The following is an 11,993-nucleotide window of genomic DNA, read 5'->3' as shown; positions in this document are numbered from 1 at the left end:
GCGGGCGGCCCCAGGGCCGCCCGCTTCTTCTATACACCGGCTCGAGCTCTTGAACTCTCGAACCTTCGAGAGCCGAGGCTACGCCTCGTCGGGCGTGGGCTGATTCGCCTTCGCGATCTTCTCCAAGGCCTGGCGCAGGTTGTCGATGGCGCGCTGATGGTGGTGTAGCTTCTCCATCCCGAACAGGCCGATGCGGAAGGTCTGGAAATTCTCACCCTCGTCGCACATCAGCGGTACGCCTCCGGCGATCTGTAGGCCCTCCTCGGCGAAGCGTCCCACCATGCCGGGGTCATCGGTGTAGCTGACCACCACGCCGGGCGCCTCATAGCCGGGGGCGGCCACGCTCTTGAAGCCGTAGTCGGCAAGCAGTTCACGCACGCCGCTGCCCAGTGCCTGCTGCTCGTCACGCAGCTTGTCGAGGCCGTACTGATCGATCTCGAGCATGACGTCTCTCAGCTTGACCAGCCCGTCGGTGGGCAGGGTGGCGTGATAGGCATGCCCGCCGTTCTCGTAAGCCTCCATGATCGTGAGCCACTTCTTCAGATCACAGGCGAAGCTGGTGCTGGTGGTCTCCTCGATGGTCTCGCGAGCCAGTCGCGACAGCATCACCATTGCGCAGCAGGGCGAGGCGCTCCAGCCTTTCTGCGGGGCGCTGATCAGCACATCGACACCGAGGTCCTGCATGTCCACCCACATGGCGCCGGAGGCGATGCAGTCGAGCACCAACAGGCCACCCTCCTCGTGGATGGCGTCGGCCACCTGGCGAATGTAATCGTCCGGCAGCATGATGCCAGAGGCCGTCTCGACATGCGGGGCGTAGACGATATCGGGCTGGGCGTCGCGAATGGCGTCGATCACGTCCTGGAGCGGCGCCGGAGCGAACGGTGACGTGGCATCGTCGTCGTCCAGTCGGCGCGCCTTGCGCACATTGACGTCGCCGGTGATCTGGCCCATCTCGAGAATCTGGCTCCAGCGGTAGCTGAACCAGCCGTTGCGCAGAACCAGGGCACGCCGATTCTTGGTGAACTGACGGGCAACGGCCTCCATGCCGAAGGTGCCGCTGCCGGGCACGATCACCGAGCTATGGGCGTTGTAGACCTTCTTGAGGTGCGCGGAGATATCGCGCATCACCTCCTGGAAGCGCGCCGACATGTGATTCAGCGAGCGGTCGGTGTAGACCACCGAGTACTCCAGCAGGCCATCGGGGTCGACATCGGGAAGCAAGCCGGGCATCTCTCTCTCCATGGTTGTTCTGGCCTTCCAGTGTGAAGGCAATTGGTGTCTCAAGCATATTCCCATTGCCCGTTCGGGGCCAGCCGTGGCAACGGCTCCTAAAGGGCAATGGCACTCTTAGCCAGGCTGGTTCGCCTGGATGGCGGTGAGGGCGATGGTGTAGACGATATCGTCGACCAGCGCGCCACGCGACAGGTCATTCACCGGCTTGTTGAGGCCCTGCAGCATGGGGCCGACACTGACCACATGGGCGCTGCGCTGCACCGCCTTGTAGGTGGTGTTGCCGGTGTTGAGGTCGGGAAACACGAACACCGTGGCGCGACCGGCTACCGGGGAGTCGGGTGCCTTTTGGCGGCCCACGCTTTCGATGGCGGCGGCGTCGTACTGCAGCGGTCCGTCGATGCAGAGCTCGGGGGCACGCTCCCTGGCCAGGCGCGTGGCCTGACGAACCTTCTCGACGTCGGCACCGGAGCCGGATTCGCCGGTGGAGTAGCTGATCATCGCCACCCGTGGCTCGATGCCGAAGGCCGCCGCCGAGTGGGCGCTCTGGATGGCGATCTCGGCGAGTGTCTCGGCGCTTGGGTCGGGGTTCACCGCGCAGTCGCCGTAGACCACCACCTGCTCGGGCAGCAGCATGAAGAAGATGGATGATACCTGGCGGTAGTCCGGCGAGGTCTTGATCAGCTGGAAGGCGGGGCGCACGGTATTGGCGGTGGTGTGCACCGCGCCGGAGACCAGGCCATCGACCTCGTCCTCGGCCAGCAGCATGGTGCCGAGTACCACGTTGTCCTGCAGCTGGGCCTCGGCGGTGAGTTCATTCAGCTTGCCGGCACGCCGCGCCACCATGGGGGCCACATAGCGCGACCGGATGGTATCGGGGTCGATGATCTCGAGCCCCTCGGGCAGTTCGATACCGCGCTGACGGGCTACCTCCTCGATCTCCTCGCGTCTGCCGAGCAGCACGCACCGCGCGATGCCGCGTTGCTGGCAGATTACCGCCGCCTCCACGGTGCGTGGCTCGCTGCCCTCGGGCAGCACGATACGCCGTTCGGCCTGCTGGGCAAGCTGTACCAGCTGATGGCGGAAGGCGGCGGGGGAGAGTCGGCGGGGGTAACCTCGGCTCAGGGTGGCCTTGAGCCAGTGCAGATCCAGATGGCTGGCGACGAAGCGGGTCACCTGCTCGGCGCGCTCGGCATCATCGATGGGAATGTCGTTGGCCATGCGGTCGAGGCTCTTGGCGGTCTCGAAGCTGTCCGAATCGACCGACAGCACCGGCAGGCCGGTGCGCAGCGCGGGGCGGCAGATCTCTACCATCGACTCGCCGGGCTGTTCGCCGTGGGTGAGCAGCACGCCGGCCAGAGGTACGCCGTTCATGGTGGAGAGGGCAGCGGCCAGCAGAATATCGTCCCGGTCGCCGGGGGAGACGACCAGCCGGCCAGGCTTGAAGACGTGCAGTGCGCGGTAGGCGCTGCGCGCACACAGGCTGGTGCCCATCACCCGGCGCGTGGCGGCATCGCCTTCATGCAGGAAGCGGGCGTCCAGCGCGCGGGCCACATCGATGATGCGTGGGGCGGAGAGGGCATCATGCCAGGGCACGGCACCGATCAGCCGGAACTGTTCGCCATCCAGTGCCGGCAGGTGCTGGCGCAGGGTCTCGGCAAGCGCCCCGTTGCCGTGCGTGGCCAGCTCCGGGGCGGCCAACGAGGGATTGCCGGCAGCGTCGGGCAGCGGGCGCACGCGCATCAGGATGCACCCCAAGGTGCGCGCGGAGCGCGTGCCATCGAAGGGCTGGGCATGGATGTCGAGCTGCTCCGCCAGCTGGCGCGGATTGTCGAGGTCGCCATCGGCCACCAGAATCACCCGGGCGTCCAGAGCGCGAGCCAATTCGGCATTGAGCTGACCGGCATAGCTGCTTTGGGGGCCGGCGACCAGTCCCTCGACAACGACCAGATCCGGACAGGTATCCTCATCGCCGCAGGCGACGCGGGTGTGCCGGGCGACGGCTTCTTCCATCAGCTCGGCAATGCGGTCGTCGCGTAGCAGCCGCTCCAGGCGTGACTGGGGGAGCGGCTCGGGAGGCGTGAGCCCCAGCGTGGTTCGGGCCAGTGCCGTGGAGCGATCCGAGCCGGGCCCGTTGATGTCATCCTGACGAAAAGGGCGCATGAAACCGGCCCTGAGACCCAGGGTGTCCAGCGCGCGTATCAGTCCCAGGCAGGCGGAGGTCAGGCCGACATTGGCGCCGGTGGGGACCAGCAGCAGGGTGCGGGGTTCGGGGCGTGTCGCGCTGGTGCTCATGCGGAGGCCTCGCTGAGGAGTTGATGGGTCTCGAAGGCGATCTGGCCCTCTTCATCGGTGGGTATCACCCACAGCTCGGGGCCGCTGTCATCGGCATCGATGCGCCCCTCCTGGCCGCCCACGGTGGCGGCGTTGGCGGCTGCCGAGAGGCGCAGCCCGAAGTGGGGCAGGGCCTCCACCACTCGAGCGCGTACCGCACTGGCGTTCTCGCCGATGCCGCCGGTGAAGACGATGCCGTCGAGCCGGGGCAGGGCGCAGGAGAGGGCGGCCAGGGACTTGGCGATGCGATAGCAGAACACCTCGATGGCGAGCTCGGCGCCGCGATGGTGCTCGGCGGCGGCCTGTTCCAGGCGACGCATGTCGTTGGAGAGCCCGGAGAGGCCCAGCAGGCCACTCTCCCGGTTGAGCAGGGTGTCGATGCGCTCCAGCGACCAGCCAAGCTGTCGGCTCAGGTGGGCATGCAGGCCGGGGTCGACATCGCCGCTACGGGTACCCATCACCAGGCCCTCCAGCGGCGTCAGCCCCATGCTGGTATCCACGCTCCGGCCCTGCCATACCGCGCAGGTCGAGCAGCCGTTGCCCAGGTGGGCGGTCAGCCAGCCGCCATGGGGGCGGCTGGAAAGATGATCGACGCGCTCGCTGACATAGGCATGGCTGCTGCCGTGGAAGCCGTAGCGACGAATCCCGTGGCGGGCGTAGAGATGCTGGGGCAGGGCATAGCGGTAAGCGCGTGGCGGCAGGCTCTGATGAAAGGCCGTATCGAAGACCGCGACCTGGGGCAACTCGGGAAACAGCTCGAGAGTGGCGCGTACCCCCACCAGGTTGGCGGGGTTGTGCAGTGGTGCCAGGGCGCCGGTGCTCTCGATGGCGCGCAGCACGGCGGGGTCGATGCGGGTGGCGGCGGTGAACCGCTCGCCACCATGCACGATGCGGTGACCCACCGCGGCCGGTGCCGGACCGCTCAATGCGTCGAGAATCGCCGCCATGGCTTCGGTATGGTCGGCGCCGTGTAGTGGCCGGGAGAACTCGTGGCCGTCGGCATCCATGCCCTTGAGGCGTGCGTCGCCGTCGCCCAGGCGTTCGGCCAGGCCCGACTGGCGTGGCTGGCTGGGGGCGTCGGAGACTACAGCATACTTGATGGAGGAGGAGCCGCAGTTGATCACCAGGATCGGGTCACGCATCGATGAGCCTCGTGGAAAGAACAAGACGTTAGGCTACCATGGGGCTTCAATTTCAGTCGTACCCGTCACTTGATGCGCGTCATGCTTCGGTTCGAAGCATCGATTGCCATCCCGTTTACGCTCGCAATACCGCTCACGCAAGGAAGCCCCATGTCGAAAGCCGCCGCACTGCCTCGTCCGCTGGCCATCATGCTGCTGTGCAGTGTGGCCACGCTGTTTGCCACCAACCATGTCGCCGCCCGGGTCGCCTTCGATGAGGGTACCGGACTGCTGCTGGCGATACTGGTGCGCTCCTGTGTGGCCGTGGTGGTGTTGGGTAGCCTGGTGATGCTGCAGCGCAAGTCGCTGCGCCTGCCGGCGGGTACCGCTGGTTGGCAACTGTTGGTGGGACTGTTGATCGTGGTGCAGAGTCTCTCGCTCTATTCGGCGGTGGCTCGGATTCCGGTGGTGGTGGCGCTGCTGCTGATGAATACCGCGCCGATCCAGCTGGCGCTGCTCAACTGGGCGCTGGGTGGGCCGCGACCGACGCTGCGTGCGGCGCTGGTCATGGGGGTGATTCTCGCCGGCCTGGTCGTGGTGCTGGACGTGCCGACCTGGTTCGCCGACCCGGCGGCCATGGGGCCCGACTGGCTGCTTGGCGTCGGCCTTGGGTTGACCGCCGCGCTGGTGTTCGCCGTGGCCATCTGGATCACCGAGCATCGTCTGGCCGCCGTGGGGAGTACCCTGCGCAGCCTGCTGACCATGCTCACGGTACTGGTCACCATGCTGGCGGCAGGCGCCGCCGGCATGGTGCCGGGCGGCATGGACCTTCCCCAAAGCGCTGCGGGAGCCTGGGGCCTGGCCGCGCTGGCACTGTTCTACGGCGTGGCCTTCTCCATTCTGTTTATCAGCGTGCCGCGCCTGGACATGGCGCGGAACGCCCCGGCCATGAACATGGAACCGGTGGCGGCACTGGTGCTCGGCTACCTGGTACTTGGCCAGACGCTGACGTCCGGACAGCTGCTGGGCGGCGGCATGGTGCTGGCAGGCATCGTGATACTAAGTCTTTCGAAGCAGTAGCAAGAGGCAGAATCAGGAGGCGCCCATCACTTGCCGGTAATCACCGGCAGGGCATCCTTGTCGATGTGCGACTGCAGTTCAGCGAACTTGCCGATAAATTCGCCGTCGGCCGTGACTCGATGCTCATGCTCCATCCGGATGCGACAGGCGGTAGTGGCGTACTGCTCGACGCTGTCGTTATCGCTGGGGGTCGCTCCCTTGTAGCGGGTGATCAGGAAGGTCCACAGCAGCTCCCACCAGGGGCGAGGGCGCACGACAATTAGGGTCAGTCGCCCACTCCGGGGCGAGGCACCGGGGACTTGAGTGCCGCCGCCGAAGAAGCTCCCCGAGGCGATGGCCAGCGATAGCCAGCGCCCCTCGATTCGTTCGTCATCGGTGTGGATGGTGGCCTTGAAACCACGCGTCAGGCCCAGGCGGCGCAGCTGGGGCAGCATGGCCGCATAGCTGAAGCGACCCAGCCAGCGCTTGAGGCGTGTCGAGGCCTGGGTCGTTGGCAGGGTGCCCAGGCCGATATGCACCACATTAAGGAACAGCTGGTCGTCGAGCCAGCCGGCATTGAGCCGCTCCACTCGTCCCTTGGCGATCATCCTGCACAGGGCGTCGGGGTCTTCCGGAAGGTGGAGGTTGCGCGAGAAGTCATTGGCGGTGCCGGATGGCAGTACGCCGAGGGTGGCGCCCCGGTCCAGGCATACCCTGGCGGCCCGGTTGACGGAGCCGTCGCCGCCGGCGACCAGCACGGTGTCCTCGGCCTCGAGCGCCGTCTCCCAGTCATCATCGGCCAGGTCACGTATTTCGTGTGGCGTGATGCCGGCCTGCTCGAGGCGCGGCTTCCAGAAGTCTGCGCCGCGGGAGCCGCTTCCGGCACGGGTGTTGGCGATCAACCAGTAACGCATCCCTGTGTCCTTTCCCGATGAGTAAGCCCTGCCTGTGTGATGCCTGCGTGATAAATGAGTATAGCCAGGCATGGGGGGGGTGGTATGTCGCAACTCGCCGACATCTGTGTAGCGCAACGTTGCACATTTGTCCCTTGATACTTCGTCGTAGAGGGGCCACACTTGAGGGTGTTAGGAAACACTGTTCTTTAATGAGGAGTGCGTTATGAAGACCCTTACCATTGCCGCTGTGACTTCCGCGCTGCTTGCCGCCGGTGCTACTGCCGCTCAGGCCCAGCAGCCTCCCTATCCCCAGGGCTATGTGGGCGGTGACGCCATGTTCTGGGAACTGAATCCGGATGGCCCGGCTAGCAGCCGTGATAGCGTCGGTCTGCGGGTCAACGGCGGGCTGAAGTTCAACGACTTCTTCGCCGTGGAGGGTCACCTGGGGGGTGGCGGCTCCGATGGTCCGGTCGAGCTGGACTCCTTGGTGGGGCTCTACGCCAAGGGCATCCTGCCGGTTTCCCAGGAGTTTCGTCTCTATGGCCTGGCCGGCATGACCGAGGTGGATGGAGATATCGATAGCGAGTCCGGCTTCTCCTACGGCGCCGGTGCCGAGTTCGATGTGGCGCCCAATGTGGCACTGGGTGCCGACTACATGCGCTACCTCGACGAGGATCAGTACACCTTCGATGCGGCCAGCGTGGGTGTTCGCTACCGTTTCTGATACTCGCTGATCTAACGGCTGTATGGTACGCCCCCGCTGCGCAGGCAGCGGGGGCGTGCCGCGTTCAGGGGCAGGGAGATCGCCTCGAGAGGTCTCGAGAAGTACAGGTATAGCCTCTGGGTAGCGTTCAGAGGCTCTGATCCAGCCCCATCTGCCAGAAGTCGATCTCCAGGCGCGTGGCGTCGCGGAAGATGGTGGCCAGCTGTTCGAACCGCTCGGGCGTGACATCGGCCAGGCGGGCGTCGAGCCAGGCGATCTCGTGGCGCATCGCGGCCTGGAAGGCGTCGCTTTCATACATTTGCAGCCACTTCTCGAACGGATTGGCCTCACCGCGAATGGTAAAGGGCTGCTTGGCTTGCCACTGGGAGATGACCCCATAGCCGACCAGGCAGGGGGCCAGGGCCACATGCATATCGAGCAGATCGCCACGGTTGCCGGTATCCAGCACATAGCGGGTATAGGCCATGGTCGCCCGGGCTTCCGGCAGACCGGCCAGATCGGCCTCCGAGATGCCCCATTCGCGGCAGTAGTCGATATGCAGACCAAGCTCGACATCGATGATGGTCTTCAGGCCATCCAGGCTATGACGCAACTCGGTGATGTCGCGGCTCTTGTAGGTCGCCAGCGCATAGGCCCGCCCGAAATGGATCAGAAACAGGTAGTCCTGCTTCAGGTAGTGGCGAAATGCCTCTTCCGGCAAGGTGCCGGCGGCGAGCTGAGCCACGAAGTCGTGCTCGATATAGGCACGCCAGTCAGCGTGGCAGGCCTGCGTAAGGTCGCTGAATTGATAGCCCATCATGCCTCCAGTCAGGATAAAAGTCCGGCATGTAAGGTAGGGCGTAGGCGGAGGGTAGGGACAGAAAGGTGGTCTGGCTACCGCTTGATTCCTACGCCGGTACTAACCGGATCAGGTTCAACGGGCCTCGCCGTGGCGACAGTGACTGTCGTATGGCGATCTCAGCCGGTTCCACCGGCACCCCGTCAAGCGAATGCCCAGTCTAGCAGGACGGGGGCGGGTTGCCAGTTCAGTAGATTCGAAACTCGCGATGGTGAGGGTGCCCCTCCTGCTCCTGGATCACCTTGCGGTAGCGCTTGTACTCCCACTGATACTGGGCCGGATCCAGGGCGATGGCGGCTTCGACGCAGGCATTGACCCCGGTGGCGGACTCGACCTCGTCGGGTGAGTAGACGCGCTCATCTGCCGCCAGGAAGTGAATCTCGAAGCCTTGGCCGGGGATACGGCGTGCCACACCGGTAACCACTCGGGCCTCGGTGCGGGCGACGAGCTTGGGGAGGAGGGTGGCGGTATAGGCCAGCCGATCGAAGAAGGGGGCGAAGACGCCGCTGCCCCAGCTCGGTTCCTGGTCAGGAAGGATGCCGATCGCCTCGCTGCGCTTCAGTGCCTTGAGCAGAGCCGCCACGCCACGCGGGTTGGTTGGCACCAGGCTTGCCCCCATGCGCTCACGGCCGGCCCGGGTCACGGCGTCGAGCTCGCCGAGCTTGGGCGGCTCGTACATGGCGGTGAAGGGGAAGTGGCTGGAGAGCCAGAAGTTGAGCACCTCCCAGTTGCCGAAGTGAGGGGCCAGCACGATGACTCCGCGCCCCTCGGCACGCGCCTCGTCGAGCAGCTCACGACCGTGAACGGCCAGCAGAGACGTCTCGATACACTCTGGCTTGCCCATCCAGGCGAAGCCGATCTCAAGCATGGTCGCGGAGGAGTGGATCAGGCTCTCGCGGGCGAGGCGGCGCCGTTCGGCGGGGCTGCTCTGAGGATAGACGTGGGCCAAGTTCGCCTCGGTGACGTCACGCTCGCGGCGGCTGAAGCGATGCACCAGCGGGCCGACCAGGCGCGTGAGCCGCCATAGCGTGGTCAGGCGCCGGCCAGCGAGCGTTCGCCACAGTCTCTCGATAGCGCGGGCCTGGAGAGTGCTGACAAGAGTGCTTGTACGAGAAGGAGCCTTGGCCATGGGTTACACCAGCCAGGTGTCCACATTGTCGGGAGAGCGCTTCTCCTGGAGTCCCTTGAAGCCCTTGACGCAGCGAATCACCAGCCACACCACGGCCACCAGCCAGAGGACAAAGCCGATCAGCACGAACATCAGTACGCCAGACAGGCAGAAGTAGAGCAGGCCGATCCAGAAGGTGCGGATCTGGTAGCGGTAGTGACGCTCGAGCCACTCGGGGCCCTTGCCGCGATAGACATAGGCAATGACCACACCGACCAGGGCGGTCAGGCCGCCGGTGATGATGCTCGCCAGATAGAGGGCATAGATGACCATGGGGAGCGTCGTGTCGACCGGCTCGGGACTCTCGATGACGATGTTCTCGCTGTGCGGGTTTTCACGCTGCAGGTTGTCGCTCATGGCGGGGCTAACGTCCTGGTTCTTTATGGAAATTGATGTCGACATGATACCCGGCGAGGGCCGCAATGCCACCGTCGGGGGATCAGGGCGCGTCGTCGGTTTCTGGAGTGCTGCGCAGTGGGCGGCTGATCTCCAGCAGGTTGCCGTCCGGGTCGCGCAGGTAGAGCGACTCGATCTGACCGGTGGCGCCCTGACGCTGTACCGGCCCCAGCTCGATCTCCACGTCGAGTGCCTGCAGGTGTCGGGCCACCTCGTCCAGCGGCAGCAGGCTGCGCAGGCAGAGATCCAGGCTGCCAGGCGTGGGGGTGCCGGCGCGGGGCTCGATATCGGTGGCTGTCCAGTGCAGGCGCAGCGCCATGTCGCCGAGGATCAGGTCGACGCGTTCGCGATCGCGGTAGCGCACCTCCAGCCCCAGCACCCGGGAGTAGAAGTCGACCGCACGGGAAATATCGGTCACGGTGATGACCAGATGGTCCAGACCTGACAGCATTCGTCTCTCCTTGGAGAATAGGGGGGTTGCCCCAGAGGATACGATGATGCCGACCTGCCCGCTATGCGCATCCGCAGATACCGCCTTCTATCACCGTGATGCGCGGCGCGACTACCACCGCTGTGAGCGCTGCACGCTGGTCTTCGTGCCACCGGCCTTTCGGCTTGCCCCCGAGGAGGAGAGGGCAGTATACGACCAGCACCAGAATTCGCCGGATGACCCCGGTTATCGGCGCTTCCTGGGGCGGCTGTTCGAGCCCCTGCATGCCAGGCTCGAACCGGGAGCTCGTGGGCTCGACTTCGGTGCCGGCCCCGGACCGACGCTATCGGTGATGTTCGAGGAGGCCGGGTATCCCATGGCGATCTATGACCCCTTCTATGCGCACGACCCGTCGGTGCTCGAGCGAAACTACGATTTCATTACCGCCACCGAGGTGGCCGAGCATCTATTCTCACCCGGCAAAGAGCTTGCGCGGCTGGTGGACCGGTTACGGCCCGGTGGCTGGCTCGGGCTGATGACCAAGCGGGTCACCGACCATGCCGCCTTCACGTGCTGGCACTATATCCTCGACCCCACCCATGTGAGTTTCTTCAGCGAGGCCACCTTTCGCTGGCTGGCCGACGAGCTCGAACTGAACGTCGAGTTTCCCGCCGCCGATGTGGTGTTGCTGCAGCGTCGCTGATATCCGCCTTCGCACCTCGCATCAGGCGCTCTATGATCTCAGGCGGCTGCATGTGAAGGCTCACCAGCTCTGGAGACTGCTGGTGACGCCTCCTGTGACAAAGGCGTGACCGGCACTCGCCGTTGTCCTGCCTCAGGCAGGCAGTAAGCTTCCCGTTGAAGTTATATCGGACTTGCATGAGGCGCCCCCCATTGGGGCGCCTGCTTCGACACATCATCTCGCGTACTGGGTGGGACGGTCTCTGTGCTGCTGTTTCGCAGCCTGTCCACCCTGGCAGGTGCCACGGCGAGAATCGACATGCCTATATACGAGGGTTATTTTTTAGCAATCACCCATACGGCGTGTACGATGCCGGGGATGTATCCACAAATGGTCAAAATGATGTTGATCCAGAAGTGCATTCCAAGGCCGACCTGAAGAAAAACACCAACAGGCGGAAGGAAGATGGCGAGAAGTATGCGTATCAGATCCATTGGGAGGCCCTTAGTGTTGATATATTAAAAAGATCGTATATTAATGATAAAGATCACTGCCTTTGATGTAAAATGCAGTGAAATCTATCTCCCAAGGCTAGCTCAGCAGTAGCCGCCAAGCAATTAGCGTCGTCTCATTCGCGATCAGTGTTGCTGAATATTTTTCCAGTCAAGCCTGGGGGAGGTGTCCGATAACCAAACCGGTTTCCACGACTACCATTCGGCTTCTTGTCCTCTTTGTGCGTCGCGGCCTCGTGTTCTGCAGGTTGTTTGCTCCTCTGGGAAGGCGCTCGCGTGCCAGTCTGTTGGTGCATCCGTTGATAACGCCTCGGCTGGCGCCGTAGGCGTCACAAACGCACGTCGCATTTCTCCCCATGGCCATGGCTGCCCGGGACTGTACATTTCTAGCCATATACCTAGCTATTTTCGGATTGGTGCTTGGGGCAGCCTGCAGCGAGTCTTCGGAAGGCGAGCTGTGGCCGCTAACACAGCCCCATCGAAATATTCGGCAGTTACAGCGGCAAGAGATCACCACCTTACGTCTTGTTTCCTCCTGGCGCCGTGGGTAAGCCCTGAAGCACGGGTTGTAGTGCACGCCATGCCAATCAACAGTGCACC

12 protein-coding genes and 1 riboswitch are annotated in these 11,993 nt (G+C 64.4%); of the genes, 3 read left to right on the top strand and 9 right to left on the bottom strand.

Features of this window, described 5'->3' with window-relative positions:
• Positions 1–78: 78 nt before the first annotated feature.
• From Q0894_RS02500 to Q0894_RS02490, 3 genes are all read right to left on the bottom strand, one after another.
• Positions 79–1,233, bottom strand: a complete 1,155-nt coding sequence (locus tag Q0894_RS02500) for an aminotransferase class V-fold PLP-dependent enzyme (RefSeq protein ID WP_299231158.1) — start codon at positions 1,231–1,233, stop codon at positions 79–81.
• A gap of 117 nt (positions 1,234–1,350) precedes the next feature.
• Positions 1,351–3,528, bottom strand: a complete 2,178-nt coding sequence (gene pta / locus Q0894_RS02495; RefSeq protein ID WP_299231156.1) for a phosphate acetyltransferase — start codon at positions 3,526–3,528, stop codon at positions 1,351–1,353.
• Positions 3,525–4,709, bottom strand: a complete 1,185-nt coding sequence (locus tag Q0894_RS02490) for an acetate kinase (protein ID WP_299231154.1) — start codon at positions 4,707–4,709, stop codon at positions 3,525–3,527. The genes pta and Q0894_RS02490 overlap by 4 nt, the downstream gene beginning before the upstream one ends.
• Positions 4,710–4,859: 150 nt before the next feature.
• Between Q0894_RS02490 and Q0894_RS02485 the strand changes: the two genes are divergently transcribed.
• Positions 4,860–5,768 carry a DMT family transporter gene (locus Q0894_RS02485; RefSeq protein WP_299231152.1) on the top strand — a complete coding sequence of 303 codons (909 nt, stop codon included), beginning with the start codon at positions 4,860–4,862 and terminating at the stop codon, positions 5,766–5,768.
• A gap of 26 nt (positions 5,769–5,794) precedes the next feature.
• On the opposite strand, the gene Q0894_RS02480 is transcribed toward Q0894_RS02485, so the two are convergent.
• Positions 5,795–6,661, bottom strand: a complete 867-nt coding sequence (locus Q0894_RS02480; RefSeq protein ID WP_299231150.1) for a diacylglycerol kinase family protein — start codon at positions 6,659–6,661, stop codon at positions 5,795–5,797.
• 205 nt (positions 6,662–6,866) lie between these two features.
• Between Q0894_RS02480 and Q0894_RS02475 the strand changes: the two genes are divergently transcribed.
• On the top strand, positions 6,867–7,367 hold the full coding sequence (locus Q0894_RS02475; protein WP_299231148.1) for a porin family protein: 501 nt from the start codon (positions 6,867–6,869) through the stop codon (positions 7,365–7,367).
• 127 nt (positions 7,368–7,494) lie between these two features.
• On the opposite strand, the gene tenA is transcribed toward Q0894_RS02475, so the two are convergent.
• From tenA to Q0894_RS02455, 4 genes are all read right to left on the bottom strand, one after another.
• Positions 7,495–8,163, bottom strand: coding sequence for a thiaminase II (gene tenA / locus Q0894_RS02470; RefSeq protein ID WP_299231212.1), 669 nt, complete (start codon positions 8,161–8,163; stop codon positions 7,495–7,497).
• 71 nt (positions 8,164–8,234) lie between these two features.
• Positions 8,235–8,358, bottom strand: a riboswitch (TPP riboswitch).
• Between the two features lie 34 nt (positions 8,359–8,392).
• A complete protein-coding gene (locus Q0894_RS02465) occupies positions 8,393–9,334 on the bottom strand; it encodes a lipid A biosynthesis acyltransferase (protein WP_299231146.1) in 942 nt (313 codons plus the stop codon).
• A 3-nt stretch (positions 9,335–9,337) separates the two neighbouring features.
• Complete coding sequence (locus Q0894_RS02460) at positions 9,338–9,730, bottom strand: hypothetical protein (RefSeq protein ID WP_299231144.1); 393 nt, start codon at positions 9,728–9,730, stop codon at positions 9,338–9,340.
• A gap of 82 nt (positions 9,731–9,812) precedes the next feature.
• Positions 9,813–10,220 carry a VOC family protein gene (locus Q0894_RS02455; protein ID WP_132041328.1) on the bottom strand — a complete coding sequence of 136 codons (408 nt, stop codon included), beginning with the start codon at positions 10,218–10,220 and terminating at the stop codon, positions 9,813–9,815.
• A 43-nt stretch (positions 10,221–10,263) separates the two neighbouring features.
• Here Q0894_RS02455 and Q0894_RS02450 point away from each other — a divergent pair, with 43 nt between their 5' ends.
• Entirely contained in the window at positions 10,264–10,902 is a 639-nt protein-coding gene (locus Q0894_RS02450; protein ID WP_299231141.1) for a class I SAM-dependent methyltransferase, read from the top strand.
• Positions 10,903–11,216: 314 nt separating this feature from the next.
• Here the strand turns inward: Q0894_RS02450 and Q0894_RS02445 are convergent, their stop codons facing one another.
• Positions 11,217–11,375: a YqaE/Pmp3 family membrane protein gene (locus Q0894_RS02445; protein ID WP_299231139.1), complete on the bottom strand. Its 159-nt coding sequence runs from the start codon at positions 11,373–11,375 to the stop codon at positions 11,217–11,219.
• Positions 11,376–11,993: the final 618 nt, after the last annotated feature.

This window comes from uncultured Halomonas sp., from assembly GCF_947501415.1.
Taxonomy (GTDB): Bacteria; Pseudomonadota; Gammaproteobacteria; order Pseudomonadales; family Halomonadaceae; genus Halomonas.
Note: the sequence above shows the minus strand (reverse complement) of the source record. Positions and strands in the feature narration are given on the sequence as shown.

Bases quoted from the DNA above. Each gene is read 5' to 3' on its own strand.
- Q0894_RS02500 (WP_299231158.1), bottom strand. From the start codon at position 1,233: ATGCCCGGCTTGCTTCCCGATGTCGACCCCGATGGCCTGCTGGAGTAC.
- pta (WP_299231156.1), bottom strand. From the start codon at position 3,528: ATGAGCACCAGCGCGACACGCCCCGAACCCCGCACCCTGCTGCTGGTC.
- Q0894_RS02490 (WP_299231154.1), bottom strand. From the start codon at position 4,709: ATGCGTGACCCGATCCTGGTGATCAACTGCGGCTCCTCCTCCATCAAG.
- Q0894_RS02485 (WP_299231152.1), top strand. From the start codon at position 4,860: ATGTCGAAAGCCGCCGCACTGCCTCGTCCGCTGGCCATCATGCTGCTG.
- Q0894_RS02480 (WP_299231150.1), bottom strand. From the start codon at position 6,661: ATGCGTTACTGGTTGATCGCCAACACCCGTGCCGGAAGCGGCTCCCGC.
- Q0894_RS02475 (WP_299231148.1), top strand. From the start codon at position 6,867: ATGAAGACCCTTACCATTGCCGCTGTGACTTCCGCGCTGCTTGCCGCC.
- tenA (WP_299231212.1), bottom strand. From the start codon at position 8,163: ATGGGCTATCAATTCAGCGACCTTACGCAGGCCTGCCACGCTGACTGG.
- Q0894_RS02465 (WP_299231146.1), bottom strand. From the start codon at position 9,334: ATGGCCAAGGCTCCTTCTCGTACAAGCACTCTTGTCAGCACTCTCCAG.
- Q0894_RS02460 (WP_299231144.1), bottom strand. From the start codon at position 9,730: ATGAGCGACAACCTGCAGCGTGAAAACCCGCACAGCGAGAACATCGTC.
- Q0894_RS02455 (WP_132041328.1), bottom strand. From the start codon at position 10,220: ATGCTGTCAGGTCTGGACCATCTGGTCATCACCGTGACCGATATTTCC.
- Q0894_RS02450 (WP_299231141.1), top strand. From the start codon at position 10,264: ATGATGCCGACCTGCCCGCTATGCGCATCCGCAGATACCGCCTTCTAT.
- Q0894_RS02445 (WP_299231139.1), bottom strand. From the start codon at position 11,375: ATGGATCTGATACGCATACTTCTCGCCATCTTCCTTCCGCCTGTTGGT.